Source organism: Azoarcus sp. Soil_N_20 (assembly GCF_057656155.1).
Window position 1 is genome coordinate 153,202 of the sequence record NZ_JBDGKX010000004.1, and the last position, 15,960, is coordinate 169,161.

Annotated in this window: 20 protein-coding genes; 4 read left to right on the forward strand and 16 right to left on the reverse strand. The window is 66.6% G+C overall.

Translation table 11 applies throughout. The annotated features are described in order from the left end of the window. Positions 1–29: 29 nt before the first annotated feature. The 5 genes from AC3A35_RS10190 to AC3A35_RS10210 all read right to left on the reverse strand — a co-directional run bounded on the left by AC3A35_RS10190 (position 30) and on the right by AC3A35_RS10210 (position 2,215). Complete coding sequence (locus AC3A35_RS10190) at positions 30–797, reverse strand: PP2C family protein-serine/threonine phosphatase (protein WP_487435943.1); 768 nt, start codon at positions 795–797, stop codon at positions 30–32. 64 nt (positions 798–861) lie between these two features. Continuing rightward, entirely contained in the window at positions 862–1,149 is a 288-nt protein-coding gene (locus AC3A35_RS10195; RefSeq protein ID WP_487435944.1) for a hypothetical protein, read from the reverse strand. Between the two features lie 117 nt (positions 1,150–1,266). After that, complete coding sequence (locus AC3A35_RS10200) at positions 1,267–1,470, reverse strand: hypothetical protein (RefSeq protein ID WP_487435945.1); 204 nt, start codon at positions 1,468–1,470, stop codon at positions 1,267–1,269. 118 nt (positions 1,471–1,588) lie between these two features. Continuing rightward, positions 1,589–1,861 carry a hypothetical protein gene (locus tag AC3A35_RS10205; protein WP_487435946.1) on the reverse strand — a complete coding sequence of 91 codons (273 nt, stop codon included), beginning with the start codon at positions 1,859–1,861 and terminating at the stop codon, positions 1,589–1,591. Positions 1,862–1,927: 66 nt separating this feature from the next. Continuing rightward, positions 1,928–2,215: a hypothetical protein gene (locus AC3A35_RS10210; RefSeq protein WP_487435947.1), complete on the reverse strand. Its 288-nt coding sequence runs from the start codon at positions 2,213–2,215 to the stop codon at positions 1,928–1,930. Between the two features lie 534 nt (positions 2,216–2,749). Here AC3A35_RS10210 and AC3A35_RS10215 point away from each other — a divergent pair. The 3 genes from AC3A35_RS10215 to AC3A35_RS10225 all read left to right on the forward strand — a co-directional run bounded on the left by AC3A35_RS10215 (position 2,750) and on the right by AC3A35_RS10225 (position 4,519). Continuing rightward, entirely contained in the window at positions 2,750–3,265 is a 516-nt protein-coding gene (locus AC3A35_RS10215; protein WP_487435948.1) for a quinol oxidase, read from the forward strand. A 3-nt stretch (positions 3,266–3,268) separates the two neighbouring features. Further along, the gene (locus AC3A35_RS10220; protein ID WP_487435949.1) at positions 3,269–3,901 is read left to right on the forward strand and encodes a LolA family protein; all 633 of its coding nucleotides are present in this window, start codon (positions 3,269–3,271) and stop codon (positions 3,899–3,901) included. Positions 3,902–3,964: 63 nt separating this feature from the next. Beyond that, positions 3,965–4,519 (forward strand): hypothetical protein, encoded by a 555-nt coding sequence (locus tag AC3A35_RS10225; protein WP_487435950.1) that lies wholly within the window; start codon positions 3,965–3,967, stop codon positions 4,517–4,519. Positions 4,520–4,528: 9 nt separating this feature from the next. On the opposite strand, the gene AC3A35_RS10230 is transcribed toward AC3A35_RS10225, so the two are convergent. The 10 genes from AC3A35_RS10230 to AC3A35_RS10275 all read right to left on the reverse strand — a co-directional run bounded on the left by AC3A35_RS10230 (position 4,529) and on the right by AC3A35_RS10275 (position 14,312). Beyond that, positions 4,529–5,137 carry an SCO family protein gene (locus tag AC3A35_RS10230; RefSeq protein WP_487435951.1) on the reverse strand — a complete coding sequence of 203 codons (609 nt, stop codon included), beginning with the start codon at positions 5,135–5,137 and terminating at the stop codon, positions 4,529–4,531. After that, a complete protein-coding gene (locus AC3A35_RS10235) occupies positions 5,134–7,263 on the reverse strand; it encodes a heavy metal translocating P-type ATPase (RefSeq protein ID WP_487435952.1) in 2,130 nt (709 codons plus the stop codon). The genes AC3A35_RS10230 and AC3A35_RS10235 overlap by 4 nt, the downstream gene beginning before the upstream one ends. 2 nt (positions 7,264–7,265) lie before the next feature. Further along, positions 7,266–8,042, reverse strand: coding sequence for a sulfite exporter TauE/SafE family protein (locus AC3A35_RS10240; RefSeq protein ID WP_487435953.1), 777 nt, complete (start codon positions 8,040–8,042; stop codon positions 7,266–7,268). A 269-nt stretch (positions 8,043–8,311) separates the two neighbouring features. Continuing rightward, complete coding sequence (locus tag AC3A35_RS10245) at positions 8,312–8,530, reverse strand: hypothetical protein (protein WP_487435954.1); 219 nt, start codon at positions 8,528–8,530, stop codon at positions 8,312–8,314. Further along, on the reverse strand, positions 8,517–8,672 hold the full coding sequence (locus tag AC3A35_RS10250; RefSeq protein WP_487435955.1) for a hypothetical protein: 156 nt from the start codon (positions 8,670–8,672) through the stop codon (positions 8,517–8,519). Before AC3A35_RS10250 ends, AC3A35_RS10245 begins: the two co-directional genes overlap by 14 nt. Positions 8,673–8,681: 9 nt before the next feature. Then, positions 8,682–10,400, reverse strand: a complete 1,719-nt coding sequence (locus AC3A35_RS10255) for a cbb3-type cytochrome c oxidase subunit II (protein ID WP_487435956.1) — start codon at positions 10,398–10,400, stop codon at positions 8,682–8,684. Continuing rightward, a complete protein-coding gene (locus tag AC3A35_RS10260) occupies positions 10,397–11,830 on the reverse strand; it encodes a cbb3-type cytochrome c oxidase subunit I (protein ID WP_487435958.1) in 1,434 nt (477 codons plus the stop codon). Before AC3A35_RS10260 ends, AC3A35_RS10255 begins: the two co-directional genes overlap by 4 nt. A 100-nt stretch (positions 11,831–11,930) precedes the next feature. After that, the gene (locus AC3A35_RS10265) at positions 11,931–12,389 is read right to left on the reverse strand and encodes a c-type cytochrome (RefSeq protein ID WP_487435959.1); all 459 of its coding nucleotides are present in this window, start codon (positions 12,387–12,389) and stop codon (positions 11,931–11,933) included. A gap of 30 nt (positions 12,390–12,419) precedes the next feature. Continuing rightward, entirely contained in the window at positions 12,420–13,547 is a 1,128-nt protein-coding gene (locus AC3A35_RS10270) for a metallophosphoesterase family protein (protein WP_487435960.1), read from the reverse strand. Between the two features lie 51 nt (positions 13,548–13,598). Continuing rightward, positions 13,599–14,312 (reverse strand): carboxypeptidase regulatory-like domain-containing protein, encoded by a 714-nt coding sequence (locus AC3A35_RS10275; RefSeq protein ID WP_487435961.1) that lies wholly within the window; start codon positions 14,310–14,312, stop codon positions 13,599–13,601. Positions 14,313–14,591: 279 nt separating this feature from the next. On the opposite strand from AC3A35_RS10275, the gene AC3A35_RS10280 reads away from it, so the two are divergent. Continuing rightward, positions 14,592–15,557 (forward strand): LysR substrate-binding domain-containing protein, encoded by a 966-nt coding sequence (locus AC3A35_RS10280; RefSeq protein ID WP_487435962.1) that lies wholly within the window; start codon positions 14,592–14,594, stop codon positions 15,555–15,557. A 126-nt stretch (positions 15,558–15,683) separates the two neighbouring features. Here the strand turns inward: AC3A35_RS10280 and AC3A35_RS10285 are convergent, their stop codons facing one another. Beyond that, the gene (locus AC3A35_RS10285) at positions 15,684–15,893 is read right to left on the reverse strand and encodes a dodecin (protein ID WP_487435963.1); all 210 of its coding nucleotides are present in this window, start codon (positions 15,891–15,893) and stop codon (positions 15,684–15,686) included. Positions 15,894–15,960 lie beyond the last annotated feature (67 nt).

Sequence of the window (15,960 nt, forward strand, 5' to 3'; positions counted from 1 at the left end):
CGCGGTGCAAGCGCGTCAAGGTGAGGGCGTCAGAGTGCCGGATTGAGCAAGGTCATGTCGGAGGTGTCGGGATCGTCGGCGCGGATGACCACCGCGGTGATGTTGTCGCGCCCGCCGCCCTTGAGCGCCAGATCGACCAGCGTGTCCGACGCGTGACGGCAGTCGCCGGCCACGAGCGTAGCCGCGATGTCGTCCTCGCTCACGTAATTGGTCAGCCCGTCGCTGCACAGCAGGAAGATGTCGCCATCGCCGACCGGGATGGCGCCCTGATCGAGTTCGAGCGTATCGAGGCCGCCGACTGCGCGCGTGATCAGATTATGACCCGGCGCACGCGCCTCCTGGCCGACCGGATAGCCGCGCGCCCTGAGTTCCTCGAGCGGGCTGTGATCGCGACTGAGCTGTTCGAGCTTGCCGTTGCGGTAGAGGTAGATCCGGCTGTCGCCCGCCCACAGGTAGACGCAGTAACGTTCGCAGGCGAGCAGCGCGACGATCGTGCTGCCGATGAGCCCGACATCGCGCATGGCCGCCTCCGCCCGAAGCCGTCGGTTCACGGTCTGCAGTTGGTCTCGCGCCTCGGTGACGAAGTTCGCGAGGCCCGTGCATGGCGCCAGTCCATCCAGCGCCGCGACCACCATGCCGCTCGCCAGGTCGCCCGCGTCGTGCCCGCCCATGCCGTCCGCCACCGCCCACAACGCGCGCTCCGGCCGGTTCAGGAAGGCGTCCTCATTGACCTTGCGCACCAGCCCGACATGGCAGCGTGCGGCCGAGGTCCAGTGGATTTGGCTTTCACAGGTCACAGGCGTGTCGCCTTCGCGATTGCTCGGTTGCCGTCGGCACAGCGTTGATACGTTGCGCCGCGGCCTACTGCTGCTTCAGGACCTCGGCGCCTGCGCCCACCCCGACGCTGACCGTCGAGTTGGCTGCGGAATTCGAGACGTCGATGATCTGGAACTGATTGACCATCTGCTCGGCCTGGAAGGTGTTGTTGACCTGGTAGAAATTGATCGTCTGGCCGAAGCTGGGCTGCGCCGCCACATGGGGGCGTATCCAGCCGAATACCCACGGCGCCCCGCCACCCTTGATGGAGGCGAGGGCCTTGTTGTCCAGAATGCGATTCATGCTGAGGTCGTGGATGGCGATCGCGGGCATGATGTATCTCCCTGATTCAGTGGCGGAACGGTGCGGGTCTGCATGAAACCGTGGTCTGCGTGCGCCACCGTGATGTCGTGGACGACATGGTTGCGGTGTTGGCGCGACGCCCGATGTCTAAATGAACAGCGTGCTCTTCAGTGGGCGCCGTCTGGCGTCCTGCGCTCCGGTGCGCGGCGGGTCGATGATCCGGGGGCTGCGCGCCAGTGGACGCATCGCCGCAGCCCGCCCGCGCAAGCGCGCGCCGCCGGTTATCGCCAGCATTGCCTGGCGATCGAGGTCCATGTTCTCCGGCAAGTCCTTGATAACGATGGTGGCCATGGCTAGCTCCTCTGGATGCATACGACGGACTGCTCTATCGCTCAGTATAGGTCACCGGGACTGCATGTCCCGGTTGGCGTTTCCGCCATCACAACGGAGGCCGCGGGCCTCCGTTGCCCTAGACCGAGATTCCGGCGGTTACCGATTGGGTCGGCTTCAGGTCGAGCTTGAATCCGAAATCGGCCCCGATCACGCCCACATTGTTGAGGGCATTGACCTGGATGCTTTGAAACTGGGCGATCGTCTGGTTGACGCCGACACCGACGTTGACTTCGACGTTTGCGAACGGAAGGTTTGCGACGGGGCCCAGTGCGCCTCCTCGGACGGCCGACATTGCGCCGCTGTCGAGTTCCTTGCTCAGGGCCAGATCGCGAATCATGATCGACGACATGGTGCTACTCCTCATTTTGGTTGGAATCGGCGGAGGCCCGGAGGCCTCCACCCGATCGGGTCACGCTCAGAAATGGACGTGGTTGTTGATGTCGGCGTTTTGCGTGGCAGTGACCGGCACCGACGGCGAGGCGAAGCCGCCCAGCACGGCGACGTTGTTGCCGACGTTGGTCGCTACGCTCTGGCCCTGATTGATCTGCTGCACGGCGTTGAACGAGAAGTCCTTGCTGGAGGCATCGACGTAGCCACCCCAGTAGTAGGGGGCAGCGTACATCATGCCGCCGCGCACTTCGGCCATTGCGCTGCGGTCCAGTACTTCGGTCAGGGGAAGGTCGTTGATGGTGAGGGTTTTCATGGTAGTTCTCCTAAAGGGTCGATTACAGCCTGGTTGGGTTTTGCTTCGAGCACTGTCGGGGCTCGCCAGACCTATTGCAGAGACCGTGCCAGAACCTCGATGTCGCCCCGTTGATTTTTTATCTTATTGAAAATAAACATATTTATAAATTTGTTCGAAGAATGGTGCATGCCCGGGCAGGGCGCGACGGCGCCAGCTGGTGGGCGCCGGCAAACACATTTCCTGCCCCTGTCCGCGCGCACACAACACATGGAATCGAGTGCGCGCGGATTCACCGCGCCCTCCCCGGGACTCGAAGACAAGTTCACCCTCCGGGATATTTTCCCTGCCGCCGGAGTCAACGAGACAGCCGGAGCCGTGGGCCGCAGGGCACCGTGTTGCGTGATTCGCCTGCAGCAGTGGCAGCCTGGAACAGACCGGAGTGGCATGGTCGGCCTGCCGAAGCTGTTTCGCTCACGACGCCGGCGACACGATCAGGCGCCCGACCGCGGCGGTCGGCGTTGCGCGAACAACCGTCACGGGACGACTCTTGCGATGACCCATGCACTGCCTGATTCTGCGCGCGATCACGAGCTTCCCGGCGGGGTTCGCCATGAACGGCCGCGCAAGGCCGCAGGGGTCGGCGCGTGGACAATGGCGTTGGCGCGATCGGCGCTCATCCATTGCTGCACCGTGGCGGCAATGGCCTTCGTGTCGCCCGCCGTCGCACAGGACGCCCAGCCCTACCAGGTACCCATCGACGCCGACGGCGTGCAGCGCGTCACCATCGTCGGTGGCAGCTACTTTTTCAAACCCGAACGCATCGTGGCGAAAGCCGGTCGGCCGCTGGAGTTGCTGGTCAGCATGGAGCAGGGCATCGTCCCGCACCGTTTCCTGCTCGAGGGCGCCGACGGCAAGCCCCTGGCCGACGTCGAGCTCACCGAGGAGCCTAAGGCCGTTCGCGTCGAGCTGGCCGCCGGCGACTACGTCTTCCAGTGCCCGAACCGCCTGCTGATGTTCAAGAGCCATCGTCAGCGCGGCATGTCCGGCGTGCTCGAAGTGCGGGAGTAGCGCGTGCCATGGTGGCTCCTCGTCTTCGTCCTGATCACGGGTGAGCTCATGGCGGCCGATCCACTCGACGACGCCGAAAACCGATTCCGCACGCTGGAGAGCTACCGCGTCACGCTGCGCACTGTCGCCGCCGATGGCGAACGGCAGGTGATCCGCTACGCATGGCGCAGGCCGGGGTGGATCCGCATGGATTTCGTCGACCCGCACGGCGGCACGGTGATGATCTACGATCCCGACGCCCGCCGCGTGCGGCTGTTTCCCTTCGGTCCCGAGCATTTGCCGACGCTCAGGCTCGCGCCCGACAACCGGCTGATCCGCAGCCCGCGCGGCCATACCGTTGACCACTCCGATGTCGGTACACTGCTCGCCAACGTCGCCGAACTGCGTGCCCGCGGCAACATGGGCACGCCGGCAGACGCCGAGCTCGGCGGACGCCCTGCAACCGTCATCGAGGTCGGTGGTGGCGCCGACGTCAGCGTCGCCGGCGTGCATCGCTATCGGGTGTGGCTCGCGCAGGACACGCGGTTTCCACTCAAGGTGCAGAGTTTCGACACGGACGGCGAGCTGATCGAGACCGTCGACATGAGCGATGCCGAACTCGACGTCGCGTTCCCGGACCGCTTCTTCACCCCCTGAAAAGGGAGGCGCCATGCGCAGCACAGCCGCAACCGTGGTGGCTCCCCGCCCATGCCGGGACCGATGATGCGCTCCGCGCGCGCGCTGTTCCGCCGCCTCCGGTCGGCGCAGGGGCGCGCCGCACTTGCCGTTGGTGTCGCCGGTGTTTTTGCCGGCACGGTCGCGACCGCCGCCCAGATGCTGCTGTGGTGGGCGGACGCGACGCCGGTGTTCGACACCCTGCTGCGCGACGCCCGCCTCACCGCTGCCATCGTCATGGGCAGCGCCGTCCTCGCGGCCGCGCCCGCATGGCACTGGGACGTGCTGCTTGCCGCCACGCTGATTCACTTCGCGCTGTCGCTGATCTATGCCGCCATCGCGCTGCCCCTGCTCCGATCCCTGGGCGCAAGCGCCGCCCTTGTCGCCGGCGCGGTCTACGGTCTGGCGATCTATGGCGTCAATTTGCACGGCTTCACTGCGCTCTTCCCGTGGTTCACGGTGGCGCGCGGCTGGGTGACCATTGTCACCCACGTCGTGTTCGGCATCTCGCTGGCGTGGGCGTGCCGTTCCTTCGACCCGTTCGTCGACGCAACTGGCAGCCGGGCGGTGCCTCCCCACCAAGCCCGGCGACGCCGCTGAAGGTAGGGCTCAGCCGCGCAGTCTCAGCTTGAGATAGGTCGCGGTGAACCGCGGCACGTCGAACGGCGGGTGGAACTCTCCGCGCAATGCGCCGTCGGGCCCCACCAGGAAGAGCGAGCCGCGGTAGCCTGGCGTGTCGGGGCGGACGCCGGTCGCGTGCGCGGAGGCAAGTTCGGGATGCAGGTCTTCGAGCAGCGGGGCAAGGGTCGCGGGCGCGCCGCTGGTGCCGATGAAGTGCGGATCGTAAGGCCTCAGATGGGCGGCGAGCACGGGTGGGGTGTCGCGCTCGGGGGCGAGCGAGATGAACAGCACCTGCGGAATCTTGGCGGTACCGGCGATGCGCGCGCTGAGCCCGGCGAGCGCCTCCAGTGCCGTCGTGCAAGGTGTGCCACACTGGGTATCGCCGATCAGCACGAAGGTCCACTTGCCCTGCAGGCGCTCGTTGGTGAATGGCGCGCCGTGCTGGTCGAGGAGCGTCAGGGCCGCCAGCGGCCAGCCGGCGAGGCTGTCGTCGATATGCTGCGGCGGCACTTCATCGGCGGCCGCGATCGGCACCGTGCCGACGAACGCGGCGAAGATCAGGCACAGGAACAGATCCGGATACCGCGCCGATTTCATCGCACCACCTCCGTTGTCGGGAAAGTCGCCGGACGTGGTCCGGGCGCTTGCACGGCGCTTGCGGCAGGGTCCGCGATGCCGTACTGCGCCCGCAGCGTGCGTGCAACCACCAGGACGCTGGAGCCGGCCATGAGCGCAGCGGCCAGCACCGGTTGCAGCATGCCGGCCGCGGCCAGTGTCAGCGCGACCGCGTTGTAGCCGAACGCCCATAGCAGGTTGGCGCGCACCGAGCGGCGCACCGCGTGTGCAAGCGCAAGCGTCCACGGTAGCTGCGCGAGGCCGTTGCGGGGCAGGATGAGGTCGGCGCTTTCGCGGGCGAGGTCGGTGGCGCCGCCGACCGCAATGCCGACATCCGCAGCGGCGAGTACCGGGCCGTCGTTGAGGCCGTCGCCGACCATCGCGATCATTCCGTAGTGCCGCCTCCACTCGCGCAGTGCGGCGACCTTGGCCGCGGGCAGCAGTGCGCCGCGCGCCTCGTCCGTGCCGAGCGTGGCGCCGAAACGCGCGACACTCGCTGCGCCGTCACCGGACAGCAGCATGCAGCGCAGACCCCGGCGGCGCAGCGCTGCCACCACCGTGGCGGCCTCGGCGAGCGGGGGATCGGCGAAGGAGGCCAGGCCATGAACGCGGCCGTTCCAGCCGATATAGACGCGGGTGTACGTCTGCGGCGATGCGGACGGCGCCAGCGCGGCGGGGATGTGCCAGCCGAGTGCGGTCATGAACGCGTGCGATCCCATCGCGCACGGTGTGCCGGCGATCTCGCCCGCGACCCCCGCGCCCGGATCCGCCTGCACCTTGCGCGCGGGGACGATGCGGGCGGGGCGGCGTGCCCGCGCCAGCAGGGCACGTGCCGTCGGGTGATCGGACGTGGCCGCGAGTGCGCGCGCGTGGCGCAGGACCTGACGGGCGGAGGCGCCATCGAGCGCAAGGGTCAGCGCCTGCAGTTCGCCGCGGGTCAGGGTGCCGGTCTTGTCGAAGGCCACTGCGCGCAACCGGGAGAGCTTCTCCAGCACCGCGCCGCCGCGGATCAGGATGCCGCGTTGTGCCGCCTGGCCGATGCCGAGCGTCATCGCCAGGGGTGCGGCCAGCCCGAGCGAACAGGGACAGGCCACCACCAGTACCGACAGTGCGGCAAGCAGCGCGGCGTCGACGCCGGCGCGGCTTCCCCAGTACCAGGCGGTTCCCGCGGCGAGCAGCAGCACCAGCGGAATGAAAGCGGCCGCCACCCGGTCGATGGTGTCGCCCAGCATCGACTTGCGTGCCAGCGCCTCACGTACCAGGCGCCCGCTGTGGGCCCATGCGGTGGCAGTGCCGGCGACACTCGCGCGCACCAGGAGCTGACCGCGGCCGTTGACGCTGCCCGCATGCACCGTGTCGCCCGCCGCCTTTGGGCGGGGGTCGGGCTGACCGGTCAGAATCGATTCGTCGCAGCGCGAAAGCCCTTCGGTGACGGTGCCATCGATCGCCAGCCGCTCGCCCGGCAGTACGCGCACGATGTCGCCCGGCTGCACCGCAGCCGCGGGCAGCACGGTCTCATGCCCGCTGTCGAGGACGCGGACCGGCGTCCGTTCGGCGGCAAGCATCGGCGCCAGGCTGCGTGCCGCGCGCACCCGGCCCTGCGCCTCGAGGTAGCGTCCCAGGGTGAACAACATCAGCACCATCGCCACGGTGTCGAAATAGACCAACCCACTGCCGCGCACCACCTGCCATGCAGAGAACCCGTAAGCGGCGAGCGTGCCGATGCTCACCAGCGCGTCGGCGTTGAGACGGCCGCTGCGTGCCGCCGTCCATGCGCCGGCGAAGAAGGGCTGGCCGAGGATCGCGAGCAGCGGCGTCGCCAGCAGCCACAGTACGAGGTCGACGAGGCGCGCGATCCAGGCGTCGGTCGCGGCGAAGGTGCCCGAATACTGCAGCAGGCTGAACAGCATGATGAACATCGCCAGGAACGCGCCGACCCCCAGCCGGATCAGGAAGGCCGCCGCTTCCGGTTCCTCGCGCTCGCCATGGTGCACCTGCCAGGCCAGGCAGCAGCCGTAGCAGCAGAAGTGGCGCAACTCGCCCGCCACCTCGCGCTGCATGCCGAGGCTGCGCACTGGCAGATCGCAATGGCTACAGGTGGTCGCCATGGTCATGGACCGTGAAGATGAGCCGCCATCGGCAACAGGCCGCGCGCGCAGGTGACGAGGCCGAGGATCAGCAGGAAGGCACCGGCGAGCCGGACCCCGAGCGCGCGACGATCGAGGCCGATCGCCGCGCCCGGCCCGGGCATGGCGTGAAAGTGCACGGTGTGGCCGGCGGTCGCCACCGGCAGTGCGCCGGTACGCGCCGACCACAGGCGCAGGCCGACGCCGCCGGCCAGCAGCATCATCGGGAAAGTGCCGAGGCCGAACGCGGCCATGGTCGACAGGCCGGGCAGGGCGCCGCCGCTTGCGGCGGCCTGGGCGGCAAACGCATAGACCAGCGGGCACGGGAGCAGGCCGTTGACCACCCCGAGCGCGAGCGGCGCAGCGTTGCCGGACGCGCCCAGCAGGGTGCGCAGCGCGCCGACGAGCCGCTGCGCCAGTGCCTCCAGCGGCGGCAGCGACAGCCGTCCGAGCTGGCCGAGAAACTGCAGGCCGACGATCACCATGAAAACGCCGGAGACCAGCGCGAGGCTGCGCTGGGCGAGGCCCACTCCGCTCGCTTCGTCGCCGTGGCCGACCAGCAGCACGCCGAGGTGGCCCGCCAGTGCGCCGAAGAAGCAGTAGGTGGTGACCCGCCCGAGGTTGTACAACAGGTGGCGGCGCAGGGTGGCGCCGGCGCCGCTCGGATCGGCGCCGAGCGCACAGGCGAAGCCGCCGCACATGCCCAGACAGTGCATGCTGCCGGCCATGCCGGCGAGAAAGATCAGCGCAATCTCGACCATGGCGCGCCTGCCGGCCGGGGGCCTACTTCTTCAGCGCGAGCCAGGCGACCCACGCGAAGAAGCCGACGGTCATGACGACGAAAATCCAGAATGCGATGCTTTCGGCCACGGTCATCGTTCCACCTCCACTCCATCCGCTCGCCACCGGTCGCCGCGCACGGCCCTACAGCAGACCGACGCCGAGCACGTTCAGCGCGAGCTTGCCGAACAGAAAGATCAGGTTGAGGATGGCCACGCCCAGCAGAATTCTCGGTGCCATGGCGACGTCCTCAAAGGGTGAGATCCAGCCCGGGGCCGAGCCCGCCCCAGTAGGTGTAGCCGTAGTACAGCGCCCACGCGAACAGCACCAGGTACACCACGAGCAGCCAGCGGTTGATGCGGCCGTGGCGCGCCTCGATGTGGCCGCCGCCATACTTCTCGGTCTGCCGGTGGTGGGGTTCCGCGGCGCGGGCTCCTCCGGCTGTCTTGTCCGATTCATTCGTCATCATCGACCTCCGCGCGGTAGGCCCGGTACTTGACCGCTTCGACATCGTTGAACAGCCCCGACAGCACCGCCCACACGAAGATGAACACCGCCCCCAGGCTCATGCACAGGGCGACGAGGAACTGGATCAGGGTCAGCTCGAGCATGTCGATACCTCACTGTCTGCCGCCGGCCTCGGCGCGCGCTCCGCGCACCGCATTGAAATCGAAGCCGTGCTTGGTCGCCCAGGCCTCGCCGGCGTAGCGGGTGGGCTCGATATCGGTGATCGACTTGTAGGCAAGGCGCGATTCGTCCGCCCGCAGGGCGGGGTCGTTGAGCGCGGCGCGGTCGGCCTCCGGAATGTCCAGCGGCGCGCCGGTGAGCGGATCCTTGAACGCCGACAGGGCCAGCACGTAGTAGGCGAGTGCCCAGCGGTCGTCGTCGGAGACGGTGTCGCCGAAGGACGGCATCGGCGTGCCGTTGAGCCCGGTGGTGATGGTGCGGAAGATGTCCTTCACGTCGGGGCCGGACTTGAACTGGCCGGTGGTGAGATTGGCCGGCGGAATCGGAAAGCCGAAGTCGTCCTCCAGCCCCTCGGCCTTCTCGCCGTCGCCGATGCCGCTCTCGCCGTGGCATTCCCAGCACTTCGCCGCCTGCCACACCTCCTTGCCGCGGGCCACGAGCGCAGCCGACGGGGTCGGTGGTTCGGGGATGAACAGCGGTGCCTTGGCCGGCTCCTCGATGAAGTAGAAGTAGGGCTTGGACGGATCCTCGCGGTCGGCGGCGAGCACGTACTTGATGTACTGGATCACCGCGAGCCGGTCCTTCATCTGCAATTCGTGCCACGACGGCATCGCGGTGCCGCGCACGCCGCGGGTGATGGTGCGCAGCAGGTCGCCGTCGTCGGGCATCGAGCCCGACGGGGTCAGGCGGAACTTGAACACGCCCAGGGTGAAGTCGCGCGGCCGGTCGATCTGCATGAAGGCGGCCGCCGGGCCGTTGCCGTTGCCGCTTTCGCCGTGGCAGCCGAGGCAGCGGCGCTCGTACACGTTCTTGCCGTAGGCGATCCATTCTTCCGAGCGTGGTACGGTGACCTGCGATGCATCCATACGCTGCGGTTCGAAACGGTCGCGCCACTTGCCGCGGTTGGTGCCGAGCTTTTGCAGGTAGGCGACCAGCCCCTGCAGGTCCTCGCTCGCGGCAAGCAGCTCTACCTCCTCGCCGGTGTATTCGTCGTTGGGAGTGAAGATCAGCGGATGTTTGCCGCGCTCGGGCACATACACCAGGCCTTCGGCATTGGGCGTGAGGACGATCGTCTCCTTGCTGTCGAAGTCGAACAGACGCTCGGTCTCGGGCGTGCGCTCCAGACTGCGTTCGCCCTCGGCATCACTGACGATCTTCGCCCGGTACGGACCCTCGAACAGCGCGGTGAAGCGCGGCATGATCGAGTCCGGCGACAGCATGCGCGGGTTCCAGAAGTGGGCGAGGTGCCAGGCGTCGCTGAACTTGAGCCCGACCCGCGACAGGTCGGGGCCGATGCGTCGGGTGGAGAAGAGATGGGGCAGGTCGTGGGCGTATTCGCCGGCCTGGGTGATCGGTCCCCAGCGCCGGGTTTCGCCGGCGACCGGGCGCACATACTGCGAATGGCAGTACCAGCAGCCCTCGCGGGTATAGACCTGGCGTCCGCGCTGTTCGAGCGGGGTGTAGGCGCTGGCGCGGTATTCCATCCACTTGAGTTCGCCGAGGTCGGTGCGGACCACGGTGGTGACCTTGTCGGTGCGTGACTGCGGCTCGACCATCGGCAGCACACCCTGCACGAAAGCGGCCAGCGACAGGCAACCGAAGCCGCCCGCGAGGGCGTAGAAGCGCAGTCCGTAGCGGCCGTCGCGGCTCACGGCGACACCCCCTGGGCGGCGGGGGCTCCCGGCGTGGCGCGTGTGGCCGGCGCCACCGCACGTGCCGCGAGCACGGTGCGCATCAGGTTATAGACCAGCAACGACATGCCGATGTCCATCGAGATTCCGGCCGCGGTGCGCACCAGCCAGTAGGGCCGGATCGCCACCAGCGAATCGAGCCACTCGACTCCGGCCATCAACATGTAGCCCTGTTGCAGCCCGGCCAGGGTCAGGTCGAGGCCCATCAGGCCGATGCCGAAGGTGATCAGCCAGAACGACCAGTTGCCGAGCGTGAACGACCACAGCGGACGGCCGACCAGCTTGGGCAGGGTATACACGGTGCCGGCGATCGCCCACACCACGAAGGTGCCGAACACGGTGAGGTGGGAGTGGGAGATGACGAAGTCGCTGAAATGGGTCGGCTCCTGGATCGAACGCAGCGCTTCGGTCGAGCCCTGGAAACAGCCCACCAGGTACATCAGCGAGCCCATGATCAGGAACTTGGCGGTGAGGTTCTCGCCGAAGCTGTGCCAACGCCCGATCATGGTGCCGAAGAAGTTCTGCAGCACGGTCCACACCGGCACGATCAGCAGCATCGAGGTGATGATGGCCAGGGTTTCGGCCCAGTCCGCGATCGGGCTGTACAGGTAATGGTGGATGCCGACGAAGGGGTAGAACAGCGCCAGTGACCAGAACCCCACCAGCGAGAGCTTGTGGCTGTAGATCGGGTTCTTCACGCTCGCCGGCAGGAAGTAGTAGATCAGCACGTAGCCGGCCGGGGTGATCCACAGACCGACGATGTAGTGGATGAACAACCCATGGAAGGCGGCGCTGTTGATGCCGGTGATGTAGTACGGCAGGATGAAACTGCCCAGGATCAGATTCATCACCGTCCACACGAAGGCGCCGATGAGGTACCACACCGCGACGTACAACTGTGGCTCGCGCCGCTGGGCGATGGTGACCAGAAACTGTACGGTGGTGATGGTGATCACGACGAAGATCACCGCATCGACCGGCAGCGGAAATTCACCCGCCTCCAGCCCCTGGTTGTAGCCCAGCGCGAGCGAGGCCATGCCGGCGACGAGCCCGAGGTTCCACACCCAAACCAGCCAGTGCCCCCAATGTCCTTTCCAGATCCGTACCCCGCACAGGCGCGGAAGCACGTAGTAGCACAGGCCGATGAACAGGGTCGAGAACGCGCCGAAGATCACGCCGTTCACGTGCATCGGGCGTAGCCGTCCGAAGGTGAGGTATTCGGAGGTGCCGAGATAGTCCGGATAGTTGAACAGGCTCGAGATCGTGACCCCGATGCTGGGTGTGAACATCAGCCAGAACAGGCCCCAGTACAGCCACTTGAGCACGAGCTCGCGGTCGACCAGGGCATCGAGATCCGGGAATTCAGCCTGGGCTGTGCTCGCCTCTGTCATGTCGCTCCCCCGCACTCGGCGGCCGCGCGGTCGAGACCGTGCGCCCGCTCACGAACGCGGCGGTGGCCGGCCCGGCGTGGCGCCACCGCCCAATGTGTTTTCAGTGCCTGCCGGGATCCAGCTTGGAATTCTTGTTCGACCAGTAGATGTAGGTCTCCAGCGCCTTCATCGCCGGGCTGTCGGGGTCGATCTTCTGACCCTCGTTGGGTTTCTCGATGCACCAGTTGATCATGTCGCGCAAGGTGGCGAACTCGTTCATCTGTTCCTGGAACTTCGGAAACTCGTGCGGGTGGGTGTCGGACGTGTACGGATGGCACATCGCACAGGCCATGCCGGTCTCCGACAGTTTCACCCCGAGGCGTTTCTCCGTTTCCGCGTCACCGTGAAAGAGCTGGTCGCCGACCTTCACCTGCTCGATGAAGGCATCCTGAAAGGCCTGCAGTTGCGCCGCCGTGTGCTTCTCCTTGTGGGCGAAAGCCCACTCCGCACCCGTACCGATCACCGCCACGGTCAGCAAGGCAGCCGCGACCATCGGGTAGCGTGATTTCCTGTCTGTCATGGTCGTCCCTCCTTCGATGGGTTGTGGGACTCAGAGCCGGTCGGCAATGCGCGGCGTCAGCACCTGGTTGCGGTTGTCGTCGATGCCGGAGTCGTCCGGCGCGACCGCGTACACATCCTTGCGCCACATCTTGTATTCGTGCTCGATCCGCCCGGCGGCGCTCATGTCGAGCGCACCCCAGCCGACGCCGTCGAAGTGGTCGCCGGGATCGGCGCGGATCATCGGCTGGGTCAGCACCGGCACGCCTTCAGGCGCATAGGGCCACGGCCACGAGGTTGCCAGCATGCCGATCGAGCGCATCGTGCCGATCTCGTTGTACAGCACCTGGTGGGTGTGGCCGTGAATGTTGGTGACGTTGCCGAAGGGCTTGAGGATTTCCTGCACCGGCAACCAGTCGCGTACCCAGAAGTTCCACGGCGGGTAGTACTCGTACAGCGGGTTGTGGGTGAAGATCACCACCGGTTTGTCCTTGGCCCAGTTGGCAAGCGTGCTGTCGAGCCACTTCAGCTGCTCGTCGCCGACCGCCGCCCACGCTCCGCCCAGGGTGCCGTCGAGCGTGGCCATGTGGCCCATGCGTTCCTTGGCGCTCATCTTGCGCGGGGTCCAGAAGTCGGGGGCGCGGCTGACCGTGTCCAGCCCGACGAAGCGCACGCCCTTGTGATCGAAGGTCCATGGCGACTTGCCGAACATCTTGTTCCAGGTCGCGCCCATGTCGAGATACCAGTCGTGCTCGCCGGGGATAAATACCGTGCGGATCTTGACCTCCTTGAGCAGTTCGGCGCCAAGCTGCAATTCCACCGGATCGCCGAGCTGGGCGAGGTCGCCGCCGAAGACCATGAAATCGGCCGGGGGACTCATCGCCTGCACTTCCTGGAAGGCACGCACCGCCTTCTCGACGAAGCGGGTGTTGACGTCGCGCGGATAGAGGTGGGTATCCGATACCCAAGCGAACTTGAAGGCCTGGCCGGTCTGGGCGAAGGCCATGTCGATCGTGTTGAGGATAGGGAACAGCCCGTAACTCGCCGCCCCCGCCGCACCGTAGAGCAGGGACTTGTGCAGGAAGGTGCGCCGCGTGATGTGGGTGTCGGGATCGGGGTGCGCCCGCTCTGGCCGCGGTGTGCCCGTCGGGCTCGGGTGCCATCCTTGTCTCTGGCTCATGTCATTACCCTCCTTGCGGACGATGCTTCCGGCGTCCTGGCAGGATCGACGCTATTTCTTCTTCAACTCGATCGGCAGAGTGAGCGTCTCTCCACTCTTGACCGTCACCGGCATCTCCGTTGCGCCGGTATGGTTTTGCGTGACCACCAGGGTGTAGTCCCCGGGCGGGATGTCGGTGATGCTGAAGCTGCCGTTCTCGCCGGTGAGCGCGTAATAGGGACTGTCGGCGACGTAGATGTGCGCGAGCATCCAGCCGTGGGCGTCGCACTCGACCCGGACCAGCCCCGCGCGCGGCAGGTCCACGCGGACCTTTGCACCCTTGTCGGGCAAAGCCAGGTTGAATGCGGTGCGCCGGCCATAGAAGCCGTGGGTGTTGTGCAATACCGGATCGGAGTTGAGGACATCGAGATTGCCCGCACGCACGACCTGCACGGCCGGTCTGAAGATGCACTTTTCCTGATCGAGCACGGGTACCTGGTCGCTCGCGCCCCAGGCCTTGCCCCGCGGCACCTCCTTCAGGTAGACGACCGCGTCCTGTACGCCCTTGCCAGGGCCGACGCGCACCTGGGGCTCATCGCGTGGTTTGCCGCAGATCTCGCTGTCCTTGGTGGGGATGATCTTCCGCATTGGAACGCTGCCGTTGAAGACGACCGTGCCCTCAAGCTTGCCACCGCCACTGACATCGACGACGTCATAGGCCCGTACGGGCTGGCTCGACAGGGTGATCAGCAGTACACCCGCGATCGCAATGGCCGGCTTGATCATGCCTCGCTCCTCCTGACCTTCTCGCTTCGGCAAGGTTCGGCTCCTCTGGCGTCGCAGATTCCGGGGCGCCACGAACAGCCGAACGCGCTGTCTTTCGTTTCGATTTAAGCAGGCTCCGGGCGGCGGGCAAAATTGATTGTGTCGATCTTTCATATCGATATCGGCGTGAGCGCGGCGTGTCGGCGATCGATACAGACGATGCCCGGTGGCATCGTCCGCGATTCTTTCACCGCGGCATCTTGTTTACTAGACTCCAGCAACACGGGGAGGAGACAGACCATGACGCTGCAGGAATTGCGCTACATCGTGGCGCTTGCCGATATGGGCCAGGTCGTGCGCGCGGCGGAAGCCTGCCACGTCGGGCAACCGACCCTGAGCACGCAGCTGAAGAAGCTCGAGGACTATCTCGGGGTCACGCTTTTCGAGCGCAACAAGCACCATCTCGTGCCGACCGCGATCGGCGAAAAGATCATCGAGCGCGCGCGCATTGCGCTCGATGTGGTGGAACAGATCCGGATGTTGGCGCGCGAAGAGCAGGGCCCGATGAACGGCCCCTTGCGCCTGGGCGTGATCCCGACCCTCGGCCCTTACCTGATTCCGCACCTGCTGCCTCCGCTGCGCGAGCGCTTCCCCGAGTTGCACCTGTTCCTGCGTGAGGACCTCACCGCGAATCTGCTGGAGCGGCTGCACCAGTGCCGTCTCGATGCCCTGCTGCTGGCACTGCCGCTGCGCGGGGAGGACCTCGAAACGCTGGAGCTGTTTCGCGAGCCCTTCGTGGTGGCGCTGCCGGCAGGGCATGCGCTCACGCGCAAGAAAAGCATCGCGCTGGCCGACCTTGAGGGCGAGACCGTGATGCTGCTCGAGGAAGGCCATTGCCTGCGTGACCACGCGCTGGCGATCTGCGGCTCGAAGCCATCACCCGAACGGGAAGAATTGAAGGCGACCAGTCTCGAGACGCTCCGTCAGATGGTTGCTGCCGGGGAGGGCTGTACCCTGTTGCCGGCGCTGGCGGCGGCGGCCGGTGTCGGTTCGGTGACGCCGGGCATGGTTGAGATCCGCCCTTTCGCCGCACCGGACGCCTTCCGCAGCGTCGGCATGGTGTGGCGGCGGCGCTACCCGCGCGAGCAAACACTGCACGCGTTGGCCGAACTCATCGTCGACAATCTGCCCCCGGCCGTGCAGCCGCTGTCGCCGTATGGGGTGCTACACCGGGTCGCGCATGGTGACGTCCTGACCACTTCGTGAACAGAGGCGCTTGTCATCGGCGATCACGGTAAGGGCGCGGGCGGGACCGAAAGTCGCAGTCTGGAGCGCCCGGCGTTGCTGCCGGCCGCGCTTTGCCGCACTGTCCTCATCGACGTTCCATGCGGATCATGTTTCCAGCCGGAACCCCACCTTCACGCTGACCTGGAAGTGGGCGATCTTGCCATCGGCAAGATGGCCGCGGATCTCGGCCGCTTCGAACCAGTCCATGTGGCGGATGGTCTTGCTCGCCAGCGCGATCGCATTGCGGATGGCGTCATCGGAACTCACGGTTGACGAGCCGACGAGTTCGACGATCTTGTAAACATGATCTGACATAACGCTTGCCTCCAGTGATTTTCTTGGGTTTTTGCTTGCAGTATAGGAGGCGTTCGCGTGCCCGACA

Excerpts from the sequence above, each read along its gene's own strand:
- AC3A35_RS10200 (WP_487435945.1), bottom strand. The coding sequence starts at position 1,470 with ATGGCCACCATCGTTATCAAGGACTTGCCGGAGAACATGGACCTCGAT.
- AC3A35_RS10205 (WP_487435946.1), bottom strand. The coding sequence starts at position 1,861 with ATGTCGTCGATCATGATTCGCGATCTGGCCCTGAGCAAGGAACTCGAC.
- AC3A35_RS10215 (WP_487435948.1), top strand. The coding sequence starts at position 2,750 with ATGACCCATGCACTGCCTGATTCTGCGCGCGATCACGAGCTTCCCGGC.
- AC3A35_RS10230 (WP_487435951.1), bottom strand. The coding sequence starts at position 5,137 with ATGAAATCGGCGCGGTATCCGGATCTGTTCCTGTGCCTGATCTTCGCC.
- AC3A35_RS10260 (WP_487435958.1), bottom strand. The coding sequence starts at position 11,830 with ATGACAGAGGCGAGCACAGCCCAGGCTGAATTCCCGGATCTCGATGCC.
- AC3A35_RS10275 (WP_487435961.1), bottom strand. The coding sequence starts at position 14,312 with ATGATCAAGCCGGCCATTGCGATCGCGGGTGTACTGCTGATCACCCTG.
- AC3A35_RS10285 (WP_487435963.1), bottom strand. The coding sequence starts at position 15,893 with ATGTCAGATCATGTTTACAAGATCGTCGAACTCGTCGGCTCGTCAACC.
- AC3A35_RS10210 (WP_487435947.1), bottom strand. The coding sequence starts at position 2,215 with ATGAAAACCCTCACCATCAACGACCTTCCCCTGACCGAAGTACTGGAC.
- AC3A35_RS10280 (WP_487435962.1), top strand. The coding sequence starts at position 14,592 with ATGACGCTGCAGGAATTGCGCTACATCGTGGCGCTTGCCGATATGGGC.
- AC3A35_RS10265 (WP_487435959.1), bottom strand. The coding sequence starts at position 12,389 with ATGACAGACAGGAAATCACGCTACCCGATGGTCGCGGCTGCCTTGCTG.
- AC3A35_RS10240 (WP_487435953.1), bottom strand. The coding sequence starts at position 8,042 with ATGGTCGAGATTGCGCTGATCTTTCTCGCCGGCATGGCCGGCAGCATG.
- AC3A35_RS10195 (WP_487435944.1), bottom strand. The coding sequence starts at position 1,149 with ATGCCCGCGATCGCCATCCACGACCTCAGCATGAATCGCATTCTGGAC.
- AC3A35_RS10250 (WP_487435955.1), bottom strand. The coding sequence starts at position 8,672 with ATGCTCGAGCTGACCCTGATCCAGTTCCTCGTCGCCCTGTGCATGAGC.
- AC3A35_RS10245 (WP_487435954.1), bottom strand. The coding sequence starts at position 8,530 with ATGATGACGAATGAATCGGACAAGACAGCCGGAGGAGCCCGCGCCGCG.
- AC3A35_RS10235 (WP_487435952.1), bottom strand. The coding sequence starts at position 7,263 with ATGGCGACCACCTGTAGCCATTGCGATCTGCCAGTGCGCAGCCTCGGC.
- AC3A35_RS10270 (WP_487435960.1), bottom strand. The coding sequence starts at position 13,547 with ATGAGCCAGAGACAAGGATGGCACCCGAGCCCGACGGGCACACCGCGG.
- AC3A35_RS10225 (WP_487435950.1), top strand. The coding sequence starts at position 3,965 with ATGATGCGCTCCGCGCGCGCGCTGTTCCGCCGCCTCCGGTCGGCGCAG.